The following is a 20,774-nucleotide window of genomic DNA, read 5'->3' on the forward strand; positions in this document are numbered from 1 at the left end:
TCAGATCCGGTAGCCGGAGCCGGGGACGGTGACGATGACGGGCGGCTCGCCCAGCTTGCGGCGCAGGGTCATGACCGTCACGCGCACGACGTTCGTGAACGGGTCGGTGTTCTCGTCCCAGGCCTTCTCCAGGAGCTGCTCCGCCGACACGACGGCGCCCTCGCTGCGCATCAGCACCTCCAGGACGGCGAACTCCTTGGGCGCGAGCTGGACCTCCTTGCCGTCGCGGAAGACCTCGCGGCGGTTGGGGTCGAGCTTGATCCCGGCGCGCTCCAGGACGGGTGGCAGAGGCACGCTGGTGCGCCGGCCCAGAGCGCGCACGCGCGCGATGAGCTCACTGAACGCGAACGGCTTGGGCAGGTAGTCGTCGGCGCCGATCTCCAGTCCCTCGACGCGATCGCTGACGTCGCCGGAGGCGGTGAGCATCAGCACGCGGGTGGGCATGCCGAGCTCGACGATCTTGCGGCAGACGTCGTCGCCGTGCACGAGCGGGAGGTCCCGGTCGAGGACGACCACGTCGTAGTCGTTGACGCCGATGCGCTCCAGGGCGGCCGCGCCGTCGTACACGACGTCGACGGCCATGGCCTCCCGGCGCAGTCCGGTGGCCACCGCATCGGCGAGCAGTTGCTCGTCCTCGACGACGAGTACGCGCACGTTCCTGGTCCTTCCTGATGTCCACCCGCGCAGCCCTCACTGGGCGCACGCGGGCAGGGGTCTTCGACGGTGTCGTGGTGTGGTGCTCTCCATCCTGCCCTTTTCGGTCATAAGTCGGAGGTAAGGCGGGTGAGAGGGCGGTGATCCCGTGGGGAATACGAGATTTTCTCGTCCGGTTAGGTTTCCTCGGAAGGGAGCTTGGGGAGGACGGCTTTACATCCCACGATCACGCTCTGCTGGCGCCGCACCACCATGCGGTGCGCATCAATCCGCTTTTGCGCAGGGCGGGCGTGGGTGTCCGGCACCGTCGCCGCCCGGCCGAGCGGCGCTGGGCATCCACAGGCGGCGTGATCGTCCCTTCCGAACGGCACACCCCCGTGCCATCGACCCACGACCCAGGACGAGGGGGCGCAGCATGGACGCTTTCACCGCAGGACTTCTGCAGCGCATAAGGGCGACCGAAACCGATCTGTCCCGGGCTCGCGACGAGGGCGACGAGTTCCTCGTCGACGTGGAGCAGGGCGAGCTCGACGACCTGCGCCGTCTCGCCGCCGAGCACGGTGTGCAGGTCGGAGCCACGAGCGTCTGACAGGCCGTACGGAGCGGGCCCCGGCGAATCCAGCGCCGGGGCCCGCTGCGTTGTTCGCGAGGGCGTGTTCACCTGGGGTCCGGCACGCCGTCGGCCGGCCGTCGCCCGGGAGCTTCGGTCTCCTCAGTCGTGCCAGGCGCCGAAGTCCTCCAGGAGGCGCTGGAGGGGCTCGAAGACGCCGGGAGTACCCGCCACTGCCAGATCGCCTGACGGGCGCTCTCCGGGGCGTCCACCGGTCAGCGCGCCCGCCTCCCGGGCGATCAGGTCCCCCGCCGCGAGGTCCCAGGGGTGCAGACCCCGCTCGTAGTAGCCGTCGAGGCGTCCCGCGGCCACGTCGCACAGGTCGACCGCGGCCGAACCGCCGCGCCGGATGTCGCGCAGCAGCGGGATGAGCCGTTGGGCCACGTCGGCCTGGTGGGCGCGGACGTCGGCGACGTAGTTGAATCCCGTCGAGACCAGCGCCTGCTCCAGGGGCGGCGCCGGGCGGCAGGCCAGCCTGCGCTCGCCGTCCCAGGCGCCGGTGGCCCACGCTCCCCGGCCGCGCACGGCGTGGAAGGTCTCGCCGCGCATCGGTGCCGTGACCACTCCGACGACGGTCTCGCCGTCCTGCTCGGCGGCGATGGAGACGGCCCAGGTGGGCAGCCCGTACAGGTAGTTGACCGTGCCGTCGAGCGGGTCGATCACCCAGCGGACGCCGCTCGTGCCCTCCGTGGCGGCGCCCTCCTCGCCGAGGACGCCGTCGTCCGGGCGGTGCTCGGCGATCAGGCCCGTGATCAGCTTCTCCGCCGCGATGTCCATCTCGGTGACGACGTCGATCGGGCTGGACTTGGTCGCGGCGACCGCGAGGTCGGCCGGGCGTCCGTCTCGCAGCAGCGCGCCGGCGCGGCGGGCGGCCTCCTGGGCGAGGTCGAGCAGGTCCGTGTGCAGGGGGTCGGTCACAGGGCTCCTCACGCGTAGGTGCTGTCGGCGCCCGCGGCGGCGGGCCGGGGGGCGCGGGCCGGGCAGCAGCCGACCGGACAGAGGTTGTGGCTCGCCCCCAGGGCGCCCAGGGCGCACGGCGTCACGGCCTGCCCGCGCTCGGCGGCGGCGCGCTCCACGACGAGCTCGCGGATCGCTGCGGCGAACCTCGGGTCCGCGCCGACGGTGGCCGAGCGCCGCATCGGCAGCCCGAGCTCCTCGGCCTTGGCCTTGGCCTCCGTGTCGAGGTCGTAGAGGACCTCCATGTGGTCGGAGACGAAACCGATGGGGGCGATGACGACGGCCGGGACACCGGCCGCGTGCCGCTCGTCGAGGTGGTCGCAGATGTCGGGTTCCAGCCACGGGATGTGCGGGGCGCCGGAGCGGGACTGGTAGACGAGCTGCCAGGGGTGGTCGACGCCGGTGCGCTCGCGGACCGCGTCGGCGATCAGCTGCGCCACGTCCAGGTGCTGCTTCACGTACGCGCCGCCGTCGCCGTGCTCCTCGGCGGGGCCGGAGGTGTCGGCGGACGCCGTCGGGATCGAGTGCGTCGAGAAGGCGAGGTGCGCCCCGTCCCGGACGTCCTCGGGAAGATCGGCGAGGGACCGGAGCACCCCGTCGATCATGGGCTCCAGGAAGCCCGGGTGGTTGAAGTAGTGCCGGAGCTTGTCGACCTCGGGCAGCTCCAGGCCTTCCGCCTCCAGGGCCGCGAGCGAGTCGGCGAGGTTCTCGCGGTACTGGCGGCAGCCCGAGTACGAGGCGTAGGCGCTGGTGGCGAGGACCAGGATGCGGCGGCGGCCGTCGCGGACCATCTCGCGCAGCGTGTCCGTCAGGTACGGCGCCCAGTTGCGGTTGCCCCAGTAGACCGGCAGGTCCAGGCCGTGGTCGGCGAAGTCCTTGCGCAGGGCGTCCAGCAGGGCACGGTTCTGGTCGTTGATCGGGCTGACCCCGCCGAACAGGAAATAGTGCTGCCCGACTTCCTTGAGGCGTTCCTTGGGGATGCCGCGCCCACGCGTCACGTTCTCCAGGAACGGGACGACGTCGTCCGGGCCTTCCGGGCCGCCGAACGAGAGCAGGAGCAGGGCGTCGTAGGGGCTGACATCGCGCGCGTCTGGCATGAGTCGATCCTGCCACCCTGCACTGACAGCCGGGAAACGGCGGGGGACACCCGCGTGCCATGCGGGCCCGGGGCGATCCGAGGCTGGGCCGGACGGGTGCGTCGGGGCGTTCCGGGCCGTAAGCTGTGTCGACTGCGTTCGCAGCTTACTGAGCCTTCCGGAGAACCCGTGCCCAGCCCCTACCGCGCCCTGTTCGCAGCCCCAGGCTCCAAGGGTTTCTCCACCGCGGGCTTTCTCGGCCGGATGCCGCTGTCGATGATGGGCATCGGCGTGGTCACGATGGTCTCGCAGCTCACCGGGCGCTACGGACTGGCCGGTGGTCTGTCGGCGACCATCGCCCTGGCCGCCGCGGTGGCCGGGCCGCAGGTCTCGCGTCTGGTGGACCAGTACGGGCAGCGGCGGGTGCTGCGCCCGGCCACGCTGATCTCGCTCGCGGCGGCGGCCGTCCTGCTGGTCGCCGCGCACTACGGGTGGCCGGACTGGGTGCTGTTCGCGGCCTGCGCCGGCATCGGCTGTGTGCCGAGCGTCGGCGCGATGATCCGGGCCCGCTGGGCGGCGCTGTACCGGGGCACCCCGCAGCTGCACACCGCGTACTCCTTCGAGTCCGTGGTGGACGAGGTGTGCTTCATCTTCGGGCCCATCATCTCCATCGGCCTGTCCACGGCCTGGTTCCCGGAGGCCGGCCCGCTGCTCGCCGCCTGCTTCCTGGCCGTCGGCGTGTTCTGGCTGACCGCGCAGCGCGCCACCGAGCCCGAGCCGCACCCGCGCGAGCGGAAGGGCGGCGGCAGCGCGATGCGCGCGCCGGGCCTTCAGGTATTGGTGGCCACCTTCGTCGCCACCGGGGCGATCTTCGGGGCGGTCGACGTGGTCACGGTGGCCTTCGCCGACGAGGAGGGCCACAAGGCCGCGGCGAGCATCGTCCTCGCCGTGTACGCGGCGGGCTCGTGTGTGGCGGGCATGGTCTATGGGCTGTTGCACTTCGCCGGGGCACCGGAACGACGGTGGCTGCTGGGCGTATGTGCCATGGCCGTGAGTATGATCCCCCTCCTACTGGTCGGAAACTTGCCGTTTCTGGCCGTGGCGCTGTTCGTTGCGGGTCTGTCCATCGCTCCCACGATGATCACGACCATGTCCCTCATCGAAGAGCACGTACCACGCGCGCAGCTCACCGAAGGAATGACCTGGGTGAGCACCGGTCTCGCGGTGGGGGTCGCACTCGGCTCCTCCGCGGCCGGCTGGGTGATCGACGCGGCCGGGGCGCGTGCCGGGTACGGGGTTCCGGCGGTGGCCGGGGCCGTCGCGGTCGCGGTGGGTTTCCTCGGGTTCCGCCGGCTCAAGCGACCGGCACCGGGTCGGGGAGGCTCCGTTGAGCAGCACAGCGAACGGAAAGAACGGCACGTGGCGTAATTGGGGCCGCAACGTCTCCGCGCGTCCCGCGCGCGAAGTCGCCCCTGCCTCCGTCGACGAGCTGACCGCCGCCGTGCGGCGGGCCGCCGAGGACGGCCTGAAGGTGAAGGCCGTCGGTGCCGGGCACTCCTTCACGTCCATAGCCGCGACGGACGGAGTGCTGATCCGTCCTCATCTGCTGACCGGCATCCGCGGCATCGATCGCGAGAACATGACGGTCACGGTGGAGGCCGGCACCCCGCTCAAGAGGCTCAACATGGCCCTGGCGCGCGAGGGTCTGTCGCTCACGAACATGGGCGACATCATGGAGCAGACGGTCTCCGGGGCCACCAGCACCGGCACGCACGGCACGGGGCGTGACTCCGGCTCGATCGCCGCCCAGATCAAGGGCCTGGAGCTGGTCACGGCCGACGGCTCGGTCCTCAGCTGCTCCGACGAGGAGAACCCGGAGGTCTTCGCCGCCGCCCGCATCGGCCTCGGCGCCCTGGGCATCGTCACCGCGATCACCTTCGCCGTCGAACCGGTGTTCCTGCTCACGGCCCGCGAGGAGCCGATGCCGTTCGACAGGGTCCTTGCGGACTTCGAGGAACTCTGGGCCGAGAACGAGCACTTCGAGTTCTACTGGTTCCCGCACACGGGCAGCACCAACACCAAGCGCAACAACCGCAGCGCCGGTCCGGAGAAGCCGGTGCCGCAGCTCCAGAGCTGGTTCGAGGACGAGTTCCTCTCCAACGGCGTCTTCCAGGTGGCCAACTGGGTCGGCCGCGCGGTGCCCGCCACCATCCCCGCGATCGCCCAGATCTCCAGCAAGGCCCTGTCCGCGCGGACCTACACGGACATCCCGTACAAGGTCTTCACGTCCCCGCGCCGAGTGCGCTTCGTGGAGATGGAGTACGCCGTTCCGCGTGCGGCGGTGGTCGAGACGCTGCGCGAGCTGAAGGCGATGGTCGACCGCTCCGGCCTCCGGGTGAGCTTCCCCGTCGAGGTGCGCACCGCCCCCGCCGACGACATCACGCTGTCCACCGCCTCCGGCCGGGACAGCGCGTACATCGCCGTCCACATGTTCCAGGGCACGCCCTACCAGCGGTACTTCACCGCGGCCGAGCGCATCTTCACCGCCCACGAGGGCCGTCCGCACTGGGGAAAGATCCACACGCGGGACGCCGAGTACTTCTCCCGGGTGTATCCGCGCTTCGGCGAGTTCACGGCGCTGCGGGATCGCCTCGATCCCGACCGGCGGTTCCAGAACGACTACTTGCGGAGGGTTCTGGGGGCGTAGGCGACGCGCCGGGGCGGTGTTCCCGGTGCCCTCGCTCCCGGTGCGCTCGGCGGGGGGCCGGGCCCGCCGAGGGTGTGGCCCGAAGCCGGCTCGCAGGTGATGATTCCGGCCATCGTCAGACCGAAGACGACGGCCGCCACGCACACCGGCCACCGTGCGGCCCGCGACACGGTGGACGGTGGCCTCGGTGAACTCGCCGGGGCGAGCGGTCCTTTGCCGTACACGGCCGTTCAACTGCACAAGAAGGGGGCGTGCGTCCGAAGCCCTTCGTTCCGATTCCGGCGATTACGTGAAGTTCCCCACGTTCAAGATCGCGGAACGGGGGCAAGAGGCGGCCAAGTCCCCCCTCTTGCGAGAAGTTGGACGGCGCGCCAATCCACGCACGTGGCCCAAATGGAGTACTGTGGCGAGCCCTGGGTCCGGTCTCCCGTGAGGGTGTACAGGACCTTGAGGACCGCCGGGAGGGGGCTAGTTGCACAGGGTGACAGGGTTCGTCACTTAGCGTTGCGAATAGGTAACCGTGCCATAACGGCGATCCAGGGCCCGTGCCCGACACGCCGGGCAACTCGGCAAGGTTGTGGCAGGCTGCACCCGGGCAGGCCACACTCGACTAGCGGAAGCAGCGACGCACGTGACGTCGGCAGGCACCACCCGGGAGGTCCCCATGCCCGAACTGCGTGTCGTGGCCGTCTCGAATGACGGCACACGGCTGGTGCTGAAGGCTGCCGATTCTACGGAGTACACGCTTCCGATCGACGAACGCCTGCGCGCCGCCGTGCGCGGCGACCGTCCGCGCCTCGGCCAGATCGAGATCGAGGTGGAGAGCCACCTCCGCCCCCGCGACATCCAGGCACGTATACGTGCGGGCGCGACCGCGGAAGAGGTCGCGCAGATGGCCGGCATCCCCGTCGACCGGGTGCGCCGCTTCGAGGGCCCCGTGCTCGCCGAACGTGCCTTCATGGCCGAGCGGGCTCGCAAGACCCCCGTCCGCCGCCCCGGTGAGAACTCCGGTCCGCCGCTGGGCGAGGCCGTACAGGAGCGGCTGCTGCTGCGCGGCGCCGACAAGGACACCGTCCAGTGGGATTCGTGGCGTCGCGACGACGGCACGTGGGAGGTCCTGCTGGTCTACTGCGTCGCGGGCGAGCCGCACTCGGCGAGCTGGACGTACGACCCGCCCCGGCGGCTCGTCCAGGCCGTCGACGACGAGGCGCGCTCACTGATCGGCGAGTCCGACGACCTGGCCGCGCCCGAGCCCAGCTTCCCGTTCGTCCCCCGCATCGCACGGCTGCCGCGCGACAGACCGCTGGACCGCCCCGAGCGCGAGCGGCCCAGCCTGCCCGCGCAGGCGTCCGAACCGGTCGAGGAGACCACGGGCGAGCGCGACTCGCTGACCAGCCTGCTGGAGGCGGTGCCGAGCTTCCGCGGCGACCTGGTGGTTCCGGAACTCCCCCCGGCGGAGCCCGAGGAGGAGCCCGTCGTCGCCGAGGTCGAGGAGGAGGAGCCCCCCGCTCCCGCGGCCTCGGCCGGTTCCGCCTATGCGGACGTCCTCATGCCGCGGTCCGTGGGCAGCCACCGCGACCGGCTCATCGGTGCCACCGACCGCCAGGCCGAGGCGGACGGCGTGCGCCCGGGCCGCAGAGCGGCCGTCCCGAGCTGGGACGAGATCGTGTTCGGCACACGGCGCAAGAAGCAGGAGTAGCCGCACGGCTGACGAGTGACGAGGGCCGCGCCTTGTGGGCGCGCCCTCTCCTCGTGTCACGTCACCGGGGGTCCGGCCCGACGGCGACCGGCCGGTCCGAGTCCGAGGACCACTCCGACCACGACCCCACGTACAGCTCGGCCGGAATGCCCGCGGCCGCCAGCGCCAGGACCTCGTGGGCGGCCGAGACGCCCGACCCGCAGTACACGCCGACCCTCGACCCCTCGGTCACGCCGAGCGCCTCGAACCGCGCCCTCAGTTCCCCGGCGGGCAGGAAGCGCCCGTCGGCCCCCACGTTCTCCGTGGTGGGCGCCGACACCGCGCCCGGGATGTGCCCGGCCACCGGGTCGATCGGCTCCACCTCGCCCCGGTAGCGCTCCCCCGCCCGCGCGTCCAGCAGCACCCCGGACCGCGCCAACTCCGCGGCGGCGTCGGCGTCGAGCAGTCCGGTCGCACCCGGTTCGGGCACGAAGTCTCCCTCCGCCGGAGCCGGCACGGACTTCTCCAACGGCCCCTCCCAGGACGGCAACCCGCCGTCGAGGACTCGCACGTCCGGGTGACCCGTCCAGCGCAGCAGCCACCACGCCCGGGCCGCCGCCCACCCCTGGCCGCCGTCGTAGACCACCACCGGTGTCCGGGACGACACGCCCGACCGGCGCATCGCGGCACCGAAGTGCGCGAGGTCCGGCAGCGGATGCCGGCCACCCTCCCCCGGCGCGGAGGCCAACTCCCGGTCCAGGTCGACGAAGACGGCCCCGGGAAGGTGCCCTGCCTCGTACGCGGCCCGGCCGTCGAACGGCGGCTCGCCGGCCGCTTTGGCCGCGGTGAGCTGCCAGCGGACGTCGAGCAGGACCGGCGGGTGGACGCCCGCGAGGTCCCTCGCGAGGTCGGATGCGGAGATGATCGCGTTCATGGTCCCATCCTCGCGCACGGGGTGGCCGAGCCGTCCGTGTCCGGCTACTCTGCTCGGCCGAAGCGGGACGATCACACGGCGTACGGGAACAAGCACATGCTGTACAGCTGAACGACATACGCCGACAAGCGCGCCGCGAGGGACAGGGGCCCGCACATCGGGCATTCTCCCGGACAAGGGACGCCCCACAGGGCCGCCCCCACCAAGGCTGCCCCCACCAGGGCTGCGGAGAGCACGGCCGCCGCGAGGCCGAGAAGAGAGTGACGATGACCGACGCACGGGGGTCCGCCGGACCGAACAGTGACACACCCGCTCGGCACACGCCCGGCACGCCCTGCTGGGTGAGCCTGATGGTGCACGGCCCGGCCGCGACCGCGGAGTTCTACGGAGCGCTGTTCGGCTGGGAGTTCCAGCCGGGCCCCCAGCAGCTCGGCCCGTATGTGCGCGCGCTGCTCGACGGACGCGAGGTGGCCGGCATCGGCCGGCTGCCGCCGGACCGCCATCTGCCCATCGCGTGGACGCCCTACTTCGCCTCGGAGGACGTGGACCTGACGGCCGAGACGGTACGCAGCCGTGGCGGCACGATCGGCGTGGGTCCGCTGGACGCCGCCGACGCCGGCCGCCTGGCGATCGGCTCCGACCCCTCGGGCGCGGTCTTCGGCATCTGGCAGGCCGCCGCCCACCTCGGCACCGCCGTCTCGGGCGTTCCCGGCACACCCGCCTGGAACGAGCTGCTGACCTTCGAGTCGGCGAGCGTCGCCAAGTTCTACCGCACGGTGTTCGGCTACGAGGAGGAGCCGGTGGTCTCCGCCGACTTCGACTACGTGACCCTGCACCTGGGCGGTGGGCCCGTCGCCGGCATCCACGGCCTGGGGCGCGCCCTGCCCCGCGACCAGGGACCGCACTGGGTCACGTACTTCCAGGTCGCCGACGTCGACGACGCACTGGACCATCTCGTCCACCTCGGCGGGCACGTCCTCAAGCCGGTGCACGACACCGCCCAGGGGCGGGTGGCGAGGGTGGCGGATCCGGAAGGGGCGCGGTTCGCGCTGCTCCAGCAGCCGGGCTGACGGCTGGCGAGCCGCGGTTCAGGCGGACGTCACCGGCAGCACGTCCGGCGACAGGGCAGCGGCGTGGGCCGTCGCCGCGGTCATCCGGCGGCGGTGGTGACGGCGGCACAGGACCTCATAACCGACCTCGTCGGCGGAGTGGGTGACGTCGCCGACGACCACCTGGGCCCCCTCGACCACCATCACCCCGCCTATCGTGCGGGCGTTGTGCGTGGCGCGGGCTCCGCACCAGCACAGCGCCTCGACCTGGAGCACCTCGACCCGGTCGGCCAGTTCCACCAGCCGCTGCGAGCCGGGGAACAGCTTGGAGCGGAAGTCGGTCGTGATGCCGAAGGCGTAGACGTCGAGGCTCAGGTCGTCGACCACGCGCGCGAGTTGGTCGATCTGCTCCGGGGCGAGGAACTGCGCCTCGTCGGCGATCACGTAGTCGGCACGGCCACCCTGCGAGAGGTGGTCGACGAGGTAGCCGTACAGGTCCTGCCCGTCCCCGACCTCCACCGCGTCCGTGACCAGGCCCAGGCGCGAGGACAGCTTGCCCTCGCCTGCGCGGTCGTCGCGCGAGAAGATCATGCCCTGCAGGCCGCGCGCCGAGCGGTTGTGCTCGATCTGGAGAGCCAGCGTCGATTTCCCGCAGTCCATCGTTCCGCAGAAGAACACCAGCTCGGGCATGGGGAGATGAGCACCTTTCGGCGTGGCAGGTCGGAGCGGGGCACGTTTCAGGAGCGTACTTCGAGCAGGGGTACCAGCTGCTCGGCGGGGGTCATCGAACCGTGGTTGCCGACCATCGCCGACTCCTTCGGCTCCCGCTCGGAGGCGATGAGCAGGACGTCGTCCCGGGCCGCGGCGACCACGTCACCGATCCGGCCGTACACCCGTTCGTCGATCCGCGGGCCGAACCAGCCCGCCGCGATGGCCTCGTCGCGCGAGGCCACCCAGAACTGCTCGCCGAGCACCTCGCGCCAGCAGGTCAGCACGTCGTTCGCGGCGCCGGGCACCGCGTAGACGTGCCGGGCGCGGCCCTCACCGCCGAGCAGGGCCACTCCGGCGCTCAGCTCCCAGTCCTCGTCGAAGTCGATGCGGTGCTGCTCGTCGAAGGGCACGTCGATCATGCCGTGGTCGGCGGTGACGTAGAGGGCGCTGCGGGGCGGCAGTTGCTCGGCCAGGCGCTGGACCAGGCGGTCGGCGTACATGAGCTGGCCGCGCCAGGCGTCGGAGTCGACGCCGAAGCGGTGGCCGGCGCCGTCGACCTCGGCGAAGTACGTGTACACCAGGGAGCGGTCGCCCGCGGCCAGTTGCTTGGCCGCCAGGTCCATGCGGTCCTCGCCGGACAGCCGCCCGAGGAACGTTCCTCCACTGAGCGCGACCTTGGTCAGCGGGGTGTTCTCGAAGGTCGGGGAGGACACCTGCGCGGCGTGCACCCCGGCCGCGTGCGCCAGCTGGAAGACCGTGGGGTACGGCTGCCAGGGGCCCGGCGGGGTCCACGGCTGCCAGCGCAGCTGGTTCATCAGCTCGCCGGTGTCGGGGTTGCGGACGGTGTAGCCGGGCAGGCCGTGCGCGCCGGGCGGCAGACCGGTGCCGACGGAGGCGAGGGAGGTCGCCGTGGTCGCCGGGTAGCCGGCGGTGAGCGGACGCCCGGTGCCGCCGCGGGAGGTGGCGAGCAGGGACGTCATGAAGGGGGCGTCCTCGGGATGCGCCCTCAGCTGCTCCCAGCCGAGGCCGTCGATGAGGAACACGCAGTTCCGGTCGGCGGGGGTCAGCTCGGTGATCGTGGCGCTCATGTCCGGTACGCCCAGGCCGGCGGCGAGGGTGGGCAGGAGGTCGGCGAGCGACCCACTGCCGTATTCGGGTACCGGTGCGGAGGCGACGGTGAGCGGTTCGGGGTGGTCGTCCCAGACCATCTTGGGCTGTGCCATCAGCGGGTCGTGTCCGCGGTCGCCTCGGAGAGGGCCTGTGCGAAGGCGAGCGCCTCGCGCACGGTCTCCGGTCCGTCCCCGGCCTCGCTGACGCGCAGACTGAGGTCGTCCGCCGTCGAGTTGCCGGTGTAGCCGTGGTCCGCCTCACAGTTGGGATCGCCGCAGGCGGCCGGTTCCAGGTCGATGCGGGAGACGGCACCCCAGCCGATGGTGAGGACGACCTCACGGGGCAGGGTGCCCGGCTTGTACGACTCGGGGTTGGCGACCACACGGCTGACCACGATCGACGAGATGCGGCCGATCTTCACGGACTCCGTCGACGTCGTGGCGTACGGCGTCGGGGAGGTGCTGTCGGCGGCCTGCTCGTCGGTGTGGCTGACGATGAAGCGGTTGTCGGTGAGGATGAGCACCGTGACGTGCCGGCGCACCTCGTTCTGGTCGAACGTCGTCTCCTGGTGGACCAGGTACGACCGGATGGGCTCGCCGCCCACGGCGGCCTCCACCGCCTCGGCCACGAGGGCCGGGTAGTAGCCGCTGCGCTCGATCGCCGCCCGCAGCCCCTGGGTCGTCGTACTGGTCTTGGCCATGACGCCCATCCTACGGGGGACCACTGACTGCGAGGGACAGCTCGCCCCCTGTCAGTACGCGGGGAGGGTGCGCGGGCCGAGGTCGTCGCGGGCGGGCGGGGGTGCGAGGCGGACGGAGGCCCCCAGGACGCTCAGGCCGTGCGCGGCCACGACGACCGGCTCCAGGGTGACCGCGACGACCTCGGGGTGGTCGTCGACCAGCCGGGACACCCGCAGCAGCAGCTCCTCCAGGGCGCGGGTGTCGGCCGGTGCGGAGCCGCGCCAGCCGAACAGCAGGGGGGCCGTGCGGATCGAGCGCACCAGCGAGGCCGCCTCCCGGTCGGTGACCGGGATCAGCCGGTGCGCGGTGTCCCCGAGCAGCTGCGAGGCGGCCCCGGCGAGCCCGAAGGAGAGCACGGCCCCGGCCGCGGGGTCGATCACGGCCCGTACGACGACGTCCACGCCGCGCGGCGCCATCCGCTGCACCACCGGCCGCAGCTCCTCCGGCGCACCGAACAGCTCGGTCAACTCGGCGTACGAGCGGCGCAGTTGGTCCTCGTCCGCGAGGTCGAGGCGGACGCCGCCCAGGTCGGCGCGGTGCCTGAGGTGCGGCGCGGTGGCCTTGAGGGCGACGGGGTAGCCCAGGGCGCGGGCGGCTTCGGCGGCGGCGTCGGGGGTCGGGGCGTGCAGGGCGCGGTGGACCTGGACGCCGTAGTGGCCGAGCAGGTCGCAGGTCTCGTCCGTGCCGAGCGTGAGTCCCTGCCCGCGCGCGAGCAGGCCGCCGATCAGGGCGGCGGCGCCCTTCTCGTCGATGTCGTCGTACTCGGGCACCCTGCCGGGGTCGACGGCGTCGCGCCGCCACTGCGCGTAGGTGAAGGCCTGGCCGAGAGCGCGGACGGCACGCTCGGCGGCGGGGTAGGCAGGGATGAGGTGGGCGCCTTCGAGGGCCTCGGCGGTTCCTTGGACCTCCGGGGCCGGGGGGCGCTGTCCGGTGGGTGCCGGGCGCGGGGCGTCGTCGTGCTCCGCTGCGGCCTGGAGTGCCGTGCGCGGGTTGTCGTCGTGGTCCGCCGCGGCCTGGCGTGCCGTGCGCGGGTTGCCGTCGTGGTCCGCCGCGGCCCGGGGCGCCGGGCGCGGGGCGTCGTCGTGGTCCGCCGCGGCCCGGGGCGCCGGGCGCGGGGCGTCGTCGTGGTCCGCCGCGGCCTGGGGCGCCGTGCTCGCCGCCGCCGACAGGGCCTCCGCCAGGCCGCCGAGCTCCACGTGGACCACCAGGACCGGTTTGGCCGGAGCCGCGGCCGCCGCCGAGCGCAGCGCCTGCGCGAGGGACGCGTCGCCGACCGAGCCCTCCCCCACCGCCGGTATGGCGGTGACGACGACCGCGTCGCACCGGTCGTCGGCCAGCGCCCGGGACAGGGCCGCGTGGAAGTCCGCCGCGGAGGCCGCGGTGGTGAGGTCCTGCGGGGGGTGCGGTCGCAGGCCCTCGGCCAGGCACGCGTCGTACGTGAGCAGGCCGAGCGACTCGGAGTTGCCGAGGATCGCCACCCGGGGCCCGGCGGGCAGGGGCTGGCGGGCCAGCAGCAGGCCCGCGTCCACCAGCTCGGTGATGGTGTCGACCCTGATCACACCGGCCTGCCGCAGCAGCGCCGAGACGGTCGCGTGCGGCAGCCGGGTCGCCCGGACGGCGTGTCCCTGGGGCGCGGCGCCGTGCCGGGCACCCTGGACGACGACCAGGGGCTTGGCGGCGGCGGTCCGGCGGGCGAGGCGGGTGAACTTGCGGGGGTTGCCGATGGACTCCAGGTACATGAGGACGACGTCGGTGTCGGGGTCCTCGTACCAGTACTGCAGGACATCGTTGCCGGAGACGTCGGCGCGGTTGCCGGAGGAGACGAAGGTGGAGACGCCGGTCACGCCCGTGACGCCGCCGCCGCGCCGGTGCAGCCGGGACAGCAGGGCGATGCCGATGGCGCCGGACTGGGCGAACAGGCCGATCCGGCCCGGGCGCGGCACCTCGGGGGCCAGGGAGGCGTTGAGCCGTACCCGCGGGGAGGTGTTGATGATGCCGAAGGCGTTCGGGCCGATGATCCGCATCCCGTACGTACGCGCCTGCCGTACGAGTGCGCGCTGGCGTTCGCGCCCCTCGGGGCCGCTCTCTGCGTACCCGGCGGAGACCACGACCAGCCCCTGTACGCCGTGTTCGCCGCACTCGGTGACAACCTCGGGGACGTGCTCGGCCGGTACGGCGACGACGGCGAGGTCGACCGGGCCGTCGATGTCCCGCACCGAGCGGTGCGCCGGCACCCCGTCGAGCTCCTTCCGCCCCTCGGGGAGGGCCTTGTTCACCGCGTAGAGGCGTCCGCAGTACCCGGCGTCCCGGATGTTGCCGAGGACGCTGCGGCCCACGCCGCCCGGCGTGCGCCCGGCGCCGATGACGGCGACCGAGCCGGGGGCGAGCAGCCGCTGCACGGAGCGCGCCTCGGCGCGGTGCTCGCGCGCGTACTGCACGGCGAGGGAGCGGTCGGTGGGTTCGAGGTCGAACTCCAGACGGACGACGCCGTCCTCGAAGCTGCGCTTCTGGGTGTAGCCGGCGTCCGTGAACACCTTGATCATCTTGTTGTTGGCGGGCAGCACCTCGGCGGCGAAGCGGCGGATGCCGCGCTCGCGGGCGACGGCGGCGATGTGTTCGAGCAGGGCGGAGGCGACTCCGCGGCCCTGGTGGGCGTCCTGCACGAGGAAGGCGACCTCGGCCTCGTCGGCGGGTGCGGACGCGGGCGTTCCGTCAGCGCCGATGCGGTCGTAGCGTACGGTGGCGATGAACTCGCCGCCGACCGTGGCCGCGAGTCCCACCCGGTCCACAAAGTCGTGGTGCGTGAAGCGGTGGACGTCCTTGGCGGACAGGCGAGGGTACGGCGCGAAGAAGCGGTAGTACTTCGACTCGTCGGAGACCTGCTCGTAGAAGCTGACCAGGCGATCGGCGTCATCGACGGTGATGGGCCGGATGCGCGCGGTACCCCCGTCGCGCAGCACCACGTCGGCTTCCCAGTGGGCGGGATACTCGTGCCGGTCCGGCGAGGTCTGCATGGGCCCCAGAGTACGGCTAGCGTCCGACAGCGGCGCGAGGCAGTCTGTGGAGGGCGTCAGTCGGGTCGAGGCCGCGATCCGACGGCACCCCGGGGCGGTCCTTCAGGACCGCTCCCGGCGCAGCTTCACGTATGGGAAACTGGTCTAGACAACCCTGAAAAGCGAAGGGCAGCAACACATGGCTGAGCGCCGCGTCAACGTCGGCTGGGCCGAGGGTCTCCACGCCCGCCCCGCCTCCATCTTCGTCCGAGCCGCCACGGCCGCAGGCGTCCCGGTGACGATCGCCAAGGCAGACGGCAAGCCCGTCAACGCGGCCTCGATGCTGGCCGTCCTGGGCCTCGGCGCCCAGGGCGGCGAGGAGATCGTCCTCGCCTCCGACGCCGAGGGCGCGGACGCCGCCCTGGACCGGCTGGCCAAGCTGGTCTCCGAGGGTCTCGAGGAACTTCCCGAGACCGTCTGATTTCCCGGGCGCCCGATCGGGCGTTCAGCGAAGGGCTCGTCCGAATTCACCGGGCGGGCCCTTCGCCATTCCGCTCCCCGACCGGAATTCCACGGATCAGGGCAGCGTGAATAGGCCCCTGCGAATTAGTCGCTCTCTTTGTATACGGCTGCCGTGTTAATGCCGCAGGCTCGGCGTGTTTACGGGATGTTGCGAGTTCCTCACACGCTCGGCGCGCTCCCCGGCGGAGGCGAGGCGCAGGCGGTGCGCGCCCGTCGCGCGCTCGGTGTGCAGCGCCGTGACCGCCCGCGCACGCTCGGCGTCCCCGCGCGCCACCGCGTCCACGATCGCGCCGTGCTCGGTCCAGGACTCCACGGGGCTGAGCGGAGCCTCCACCGCGTACATCCAGGCGATCTTGTGGCGGAGCTGGGTGAGCATCGAGGCCAGCGCGGGACTGCCGGAGGCCTGGGCGAGCGTCTCGTGGAACCAGCCGCCCAGGGAGCGCAGGTCGTCGCTGGTGCCCCGGCGGGCCCGCTCCTGGCCCAGCCGGACCAGCCCGCGCAGGACCTTCAGATGCGCCTCGGTGCGGCGCTGGGCCGCCCGGGCCGCGCCGAGCGGTTCCAGCAGCATGCGCATCTCCAGCAGGTCGGCGGCCTCCTGCTCGGTGGGTTCGGCCACGCACGCGCCCGCGTGCCGCCGGGTCACCACGAAGCCCTCGGCCTCCAGGGTGCGCAGCGCCTCGCGGACGGGGACCCGCGAGACCCCGTAGCGGCGCGCGAGGAGTTCTTCGGTGAGCCGGCTGCCGCGCGCGTGGACACCCGCGACGATGTCGTCCCGGATGGCCGTGCACACCGAGTGCGCGGGAATACGCATGACCGACCTCCGCTTAATCCCCGTGAAACGCCGGCGAGCGGCGCGTGTTCCGTGACTCTATTGCAATGAGCCGGAATTTCCGACGGCAAGCGGGAATCCATGCATATTTTTTGGACAGCCGGCCGCCGTAAACGCCGAAAGCCCCGGCTCGGGGAGCCGGGGCTTCGGGGACGGCGAACAGGTGTCGGTCAGACGTTCACGCCGTGCGAGCGGAGGTAGGCGACCGGATCGATGTCCGAGCCGTACTCGGGGCTCGTACGGGCCTCGAAGTGCAGGTGCGGGCCGGTGACGTTGCCGGTCGCGCCGGACAGGCCGATCTGCTGGCCGGGAGTGACCTGCTGGCCCACCGAGACGCCGATGGAGGACAGGTGACCGTACTGGGTGTACGTCCCGTCGTTCATCTTGATCACGACCTGGTTGCCGTAGGAGCCGCCCCAGCCGGCCTCGACGACGGTGCCCGCGCCGACCGCGTGGACGGAGGTGCCGGTGGCGGCGTGGAAGTCGACGCCGGTGTGGCTGCCGGAGGACCACAGGCCGCTGCTGGCCTTGTAGCCGGTGGAGACGTACGAGCCGGAGATGGGGGCCACGTAGGCGTTGAGGCGCTTGCGCTCGGCCTCGCGGGCGGCGCGCTCCTTGGCCTCACGGGCCTTCTCGGCCGCTTCCTTGGCCTTCTTGGCGGCCTCCGCGGCCCGCTTGCGGGCGGCCTCCTCGGCCTTCTGCTTGGCGGCGGCCTCGTCGGCGGCCTGCTGCTGCGCGATGGCCTGGGCGTCGATCTGCTGGGCCACGGTGTCGCCCATGGTGACGACCGGGGTGAGGCCCGTCTGCTCGGCGGTGGGCTCGGCGGCGAAGGCCGCGGGGGCCGCCACGGTGCCGATCACGCCGGTGGTGGCGAGGGCCGCGACGCCCGCCGCGCGGGCGGTGCCGCGCTGGATCCTGCTGGGACGACGGTGCTTCCCGGTGGCGCGAGTGAACGCCATGTGGTGGCTGGTCCTTTCCTTCCCTCTCGCCTACCGGGTTAGCTGACGGGTTCGGAGCAGGAAGGTCTCCTACGGACTCCCTCGCGACTCGCGCGGGCGCCCGATTCACCCCAGGGACTGCGATGGGTCCCCGGCTCCCCTGGCTCGCGCCGTACGGGGACTCGGCGATGACTGTCCGGTGCCGCGGGTGCGGCGCACTGCCTGACGAACAGCCCGGATGACGCTAAGCGGCGCCACTTTCAATTCCCAAACGAATCCCGGCTTTTGTAGCGCATCCCACAGGGCAGACGGGCAACCTCCGTATCAATTCGGGCATAAAGGGGCCCTGGTGCCTGGGAAGGCGACCAGGGCCCCTGCGCGCGCGTGCCGCTACTCGGCGGCGACGACGGTGACTTCGCCGATGCCGAGGGCCTCGACCGGCGCCTTGATCTGCGCCGCGTCGCCGACGAGGACGGTCACCAGGCGGTCCACCGGGAACGCGCTCACGGCCGCCGCGGTGGCCTCCACGGTGCCCGTGGCGGCGAGCTGCCGGTACAGGGTGGCCTGATAGTCGTCGGGCAGGTGCTGCTCGACCTGGTCGGCCAGCGTGCTCGCGACCGCCGCCGCCGTCTCGTACTTCAGCGGCGCCACGCCGACCAGGTTCTGCACGGCGACGTCCCGCTCGGCGTCGGTCAGACCTTCGGCGGCGAGGGTGCGCAGCACCGTCCAGAGATCCTCCAGAGCGGGGCCGGTGTTGGGCGTGTCCACGGAACCGCTGATGGCGAGCATCGCGGCACCCGTGCCGTCCGGAGCGGACCTGAGGACCTGGCCGAACGCCCGCACGCCGTAGGTGTAGCCCTTCTCCTCGCGCAGGACGCGGTCCAGGCGGGAGGTGAGGGTGCCGCCGAGGCAGTAGGTGCCGAGCACCTGCGCGGGCCACACGCGGTCGTGCCGGTCCGGGCCGATCCGGCCGATCAGCAGCTGCGTCTGGACGGCGCCCGGGCGGTCCACGATGACGACCCGGCCGGTGTCGTCGGCGGTCACCGGAGGCACCGGGCGCGGCTCGGCCGAGGAGCCCGTCCACGCCCCCAGGGTGTCCCCGAGCAGGGCGTCGAGGTCGATGCCGGTGAGGTCGCCGACCACCACCGCGGTGGCCGTGGCGGGGCGGACGTGCTTCTCGTAGAAGCCGCGTACGGCCGCGGAGTCGATCGTGGCGACCGTCTCCTCGGTGCCCTGCCGGGGCCGCGACATGCGCGAGCCCGCCGGGAACAGCTCCCTGGAGAGCTCCTTGGCGGCGCGGCGGGAGGGGTTGGCCAGCTCGTGCGGGATCTCGTCGAGGCGGTTGCGGACCAGCCGCTCCACCTCGCTGTCGGCGAACGCGGGCGCCCTCAGGGCGTCGGCGATCAGGCCCAGCCCCTTGGCGAGCCGGGAGGCCGGCACCTCCAGGCTGAGCCGGACGCCGGGGTGGTCGGCGTGCGCGTCGAGGGTGGCGCCGGCGCGCTCCAGCTCGGCGGCGAACTCCTCGGCGGAGTGCTTGTCGGTGCCCTCGGAGAAGGCCCGGGCCATGATCGTGGCCACACCGTCGAGGCCGGCCGGCTCGGCGTCCAGGGGAGCGTCCAGCAGCACCTCCACGGCGACGACCTGCTGGCCGGGGCGGTGGCAGCGCAGCACCGTCAGGCCGTTGTCGAGCGTGCCCCGCTCGGGGGCCGGGAAGGCCCAGGGCCGGGCCTCGCCCGCCTGCGGCCGGGGGTGGAAGTCCATCGTGGCGAGCTCGGTCACTTGGCCGCCTCCTCGTTCTCGTCGGTGGCCGCGGCTGCGGTGTCCTCGGCGTCGTCGGTCTCGTCGGCGACGGGCTCGTAGACGAGCACCGCGCGGTTGTCGGGGCGCAGGCGGGCCTTGGCGACCTCCTGGACCTCCTCCGCCGTGATCTCCAGCACGCGATGGACGGCGGTCAGGGCGAGCTGCGGGTCGCCGAACAGCACGGCGTACCGGCACAGTTCGTCGGCGCGGCCCGCGACCGTGCCGAGCCGGTCCAGCCATTCGCGCTCCAGCTGGGCCTGGGCGCGTTCCATCTCCTCGGCGGTGGGGCCCTCCTCGGCGAACCGGGCGAGCTCCTCGTCGATGGCGGTCTCGATGACCGGAACCTCCACGTCACCGGACGTCTTCACGTCCAGCCAGCCCAGGGAGGGCGCCCCGGCGAGCCGCAGCAGGCCGAAGCCCGCCGCCACGGCCGTACGGTCGCGCCGCACCAGGCGGTTGTAGAGGCGGGAGGACTCACCGCCGCCGAGGACGGTGAGGGCGAGGTCGGCCGCGTCGCACGCGCGCGTGCCGTCGTGCGGCAGCCGGTAGGCGGCCATCAGCGCACGCGCGGGGACCTCCTCCTCGACGACCTCGCGCAGCTGCTCGCCGATGGTCTCCGGCAGCGAGCCGTCGCGCGGGGCGGGCTTGCCGTCGTGACCGGGGATGGAGCCGAAGTACTTCTCGACCCAGGCGAGGGTCTGCTCCGGGTCGATGTCGCCGACCACGGAGAGCACGGCGTTGTTCGGCGCGTAGTAGGTGCGGAAGAACGCGCGCGCGTCCTCCAGGGTCGCCGCGTCCAGGTCGGCCATCGAGCCGATCGGGGTGTGGTGGTAGGGGTGGCCCTCCGGGTAGGCGAGGGCGGTCAGCTTCTCGAAGGCCGTGCCGTAGGGGACGTTGTCGTAGCGCTGGCGGCGCTCGTTCTTGACGACGTCCCGCTGGTTCTCCATCGACTCGTCGTCGAGCGCGGCCAGCAGGGAGCCCATGCGGTCGGCCTCCAGCCAGAGGGCGAGCTCCAGCTGGTGGGCGGGCATGGTCTCGAAGTAGTTGGTCCGCTCGAAGCTGGTCGTGCCGTTCAGCGAGCCGCCCGCGCCCTGCACCAGCTCGAAGTGGCCGTTGCCCTTGACCTGGGCGGATCCCTGGAACATCAAGTGCTCGAAAAGGTGAGCCAGGCCGGTACGCCCCTTGACTTCGTGGCGTGAGCCGACGTCGTACCAGAGGCACACCGCCGCGACCGGGGTCAGGTGATCCTCGGAGAGCACCACGCGCAGGCCGTTGGCCAGGCGGTGCTCGGTCGCTGTCAGGCCTCCGGAGCCTGCCTGGGCTGTGGCCGTGTGACCCATGGGCATGTACGTCCCTTCGATCGCTGAGCGGTTGTTCAGACCGCGGATTCCTGCCGGTCCTGCCACTGTATGCAAGCGCGCGAAGCCCTGGTGAAGTTCCCGGCGGCGACCTGGGTCGCACAGCGC

At 72.5% G+C, this 20,774-nt stretch carries 18 protein-coding genes and 1 riboswitch; of the genes, 6 read left to right on the forward strand and 12 right to left on the reverse strand.

Going from position 1 to position 20,774, the window contains the following annotated elements:
- A complete protein-coding gene (locus tag ACFY9E_RS06940; protein ID WP_003993508.1) occupies positions 1 to 654 on the reverse strand; it encodes a response regulator transcription factor in 654 nt (217 codons plus the stop codon).
- Between the two features lie 415 nt (positions 655 to 1,069).
- Between ACFY9E_RS06940 and ACFY9E_RS06945 the strand changes: the two genes are divergently transcribed.
- On the forward strand, positions 1,070 to 1,243 hold the full coding sequence (locus ACFY9E_RS06945; protein WP_390980035.1) for a hypothetical protein: 174 nt from the start codon (positions 1,070 to 1,072) through the stop codon (positions 1,241 to 1,243).
- 123 nt (positions 1,244 to 1,366) lie between these two features.
- Here ACFY9E_RS06945 and ACFY9E_RS06950 read toward each other — a convergent pair whose 3' ends face one another.
- Positions 1,367 to 2,182 (reverse strand): inositol monophosphatase family protein, encoded by an 816-nt coding sequence (locus ACFY9E_RS06950; protein ID WP_390980037.1) that lies wholly within the window; start codon positions 2,180 to 2,182, stop codon positions 1,367 to 1,369.
- Between the two features lie 8 nt (positions 2,183 to 2,190).
- A complete protein-coding gene (locus ACFY9E_RS06955) occupies positions 2,191 to 3,318 on the reverse strand; it encodes a ferrochelatase (protein ID WP_390980039.1) in 1,128 nt (375 codons plus the stop codon).
- A gap of 168 nt (positions 3,319 to 3,486) precedes the next feature.
- On the opposite strand from ACFY9E_RS06955, the gene ACFY9E_RS06960 reads away from it, so the two are divergent.
- The 3 genes from ACFY9E_RS06960 (at position 3,487) to sepH (ending at position 7,703) form a co-directional block, all read left to right on the forward strand.
- Complete coding sequence (locus tag ACFY9E_RS06960) at positions 3,487 to 4,725, forward strand: MFS transporter (RefSeq protein ID WP_390980041.1); 1,239 nt, start codon at positions 3,487 to 3,489, stop codon at positions 4,723 to 4,725.
- The gene (locus ACFY9E_RS06965) at positions 4,685 to 6,004 is read left to right on the forward strand and encodes a D-arabinono-1,4-lactone oxidase (protein ID WP_390980043.1); all 1,320 of its coding nucleotides are present in this window, start codon (positions 4,685 to 4,687) and stop codon (positions 6,002 to 6,004) included. Before ACFY9E_RS06960 ends, ACFY9E_RS06965 begins: the two co-directional genes overlap by 41 nt.
- Before the next feature lie 664 nt (positions 6,005 to 6,668).
- Positions 6,669 to 7,703 carry a septation protein SepH gene (gene sepH, locus ACFY9E_RS06970; protein ID WP_390980045.1) on the forward strand — a complete coding sequence of 345 codons (1,035 nt, stop codon included), beginning with the start codon at positions 6,669 to 6,671 and terminating at the stop codon, positions 7,701 to 7,703.
- Positions 7,704 to 7,764: 61 nt separating this feature from the next.
- Here sepH and ACFY9E_RS06975 read toward each other — a convergent pair whose 3' ends face one another.
- Entirely contained in the window at positions 7,765 to 8,616 is an 852-nt protein-coding gene (locus ACFY9E_RS06975; RefSeq protein ID WP_390980047.1) for a rhodanese-like domain-containing protein, read from the reverse strand.
- A gap of 266 nt (positions 8,617 to 8,882) precedes the next feature.
- Between ACFY9E_RS06975 and ACFY9E_RS06980 the strand changes: the two genes are divergently transcribed.
- Positions 8,883 to 9,686, forward strand: coding sequence for a VOC family protein (locus tag ACFY9E_RS06980; RefSeq protein ID WP_390980049.1), 804 nt, complete (start codon positions 8,883 to 8,885; stop codon positions 9,684 to 9,686).
- Between the two features lie 18 nt (positions 9,687 to 9,704).
- Here ACFY9E_RS06980 and ACFY9E_RS06985 read toward each other — a convergent pair whose 3' ends face one another.
- Genes ACFY9E_RS06985 through ACFY9E_RS07000 form a run of 4 tightly spaced genes read right to left on the reverse strand, consistent with a single transcriptional unit; the run spans position 9,705 to position 15,240 of the window.
- The gene (locus tag ACFY9E_RS06985; protein WP_388247745.1) at positions 9,705 to 10,355 is read right to left on the reverse strand and encodes a thymidine kinase; all 651 of its coding nucleotides are present in this window, start codon (positions 10,353 to 10,355) and stop codon (positions 9,705 to 9,707) included.
- 47 nt (positions 10,356 to 10,402) lie between these two features.
- The gene (locus ACFY9E_RS06990) at positions 10,403 to 11,599 is read right to left on the reverse strand and encodes an alkaline phosphatase family protein (protein ID WP_390980051.1); all 1,197 of its coding nucleotides are present in this window, start codon (positions 11,597 to 11,599) and stop codon (positions 10,403 to 10,405) included.
- Positions 11,599 to 12,186 (reverse strand): DUF5998 family protein, encoded by a 588-nt coding sequence (locus ACFY9E_RS06995; protein ID WP_390980053.1) that lies wholly within the window; start codon positions 12,184 to 12,186, stop codon positions 11,599 to 11,601. Before ACFY9E_RS06995 ends, ACFY9E_RS06990 begins: the two co-directional genes overlap by 1 nt.
- Before the next feature lie 51 nt (positions 12,187 to 12,237).
- A complete protein-coding gene (locus ACFY9E_RS07000; protein WP_390980055.1) occupies positions 12,238 to 15,240 on the reverse strand; it encodes a GNAT family N-acetyltransferase in 3,003 nt (1,000 codons plus the stop codon).
- 178 nt (positions 15,241 to 15,418) lie between these two features.
- Between ACFY9E_RS07000 and ACFY9E_RS07005 the strand changes: the two genes are divergently transcribed.
- Positions 15,419 to 15,700 (forward strand): HPr family phosphocarrier protein, encoded by a 282-nt coding sequence (locus tag ACFY9E_RS07005; RefSeq protein WP_033308341.1) that lies wholly within the window; start codon positions 15,419 to 15,421, stop codon positions 15,698 to 15,700.
- A 156-nt stretch (positions 15,701 to 15,856) separates the two neighbouring features.
- Here ACFY9E_RS07005 and ACFY9E_RS07010 read toward each other — a convergent pair whose 3' ends face one another.
- From ACFY9E_RS07010 to ACFY9E_RS07025, 4 genes are all read right to left on the reverse strand, one after another.
- Positions 15,857 to 16,552: an FCD domain-containing protein gene (locus tag ACFY9E_RS07010; protein ID WP_390980058.1), complete on the reverse strand. Its 696-nt coding sequence runs from the start codon at positions 16,550 to 16,552 to the stop codon at positions 15,857 to 15,859.
- A gap of 188 nt (positions 16,553 to 16,740) precedes the next feature.
- Positions 16,741 to 17,529 carry a peptidoglycan DD-metalloendopeptidase family protein gene (locus ACFY9E_RS07015; protein ID WP_390980060.1) on the reverse strand — a complete coding sequence of 263 codons (789 nt, stop codon included), beginning with the start codon at positions 17,527 to 17,529 and terminating at the stop codon, positions 16,741 to 16,743.
- Positions 17,530 to 17,541: 12 nt separating this feature from the next.
- Positions 17,542 to 17,706: riboswitch (cyclic di-AMP (ydaO/yuaA leader) on the reverse strand.
- 192 nt (positions 17,707 to 17,898) lie between these two features.
- Positions 17,899 to 19,287 (reverse strand): insulinase family protein, encoded by a 1,389-nt coding sequence (locus tag ACFY9E_RS07020; protein WP_390980062.1) that lies wholly within the window; start codon positions 19,285 to 19,287, stop codon positions 17,899 to 17,901.
- Complete coding sequence (locus ACFY9E_RS07025; protein ID WP_390980064.1) at positions 19,284 to 20,654, reverse strand: insulinase family protein; 1,371 nt, start codon at positions 20,652 to 20,654, stop codon at positions 19,284 to 19,286. The genes ACFY9E_RS07020 and ACFY9E_RS07025 overlap by 4 nt, the downstream gene beginning before the upstream one ends.
- Between the last annotated feature and the right edge of the window lie 120 nt (positions 20,655 to 20,774).

The organism is Streptomyces sp. NPDC012466, assembly GCF_042955215.1.
In the GTDB taxonomy this organism is placed as follows: domain Bacteria; phylum Actinomycetota; class Actinomycetes; order Streptomycetales; family Streptomycetaceae; genus Streptomyces.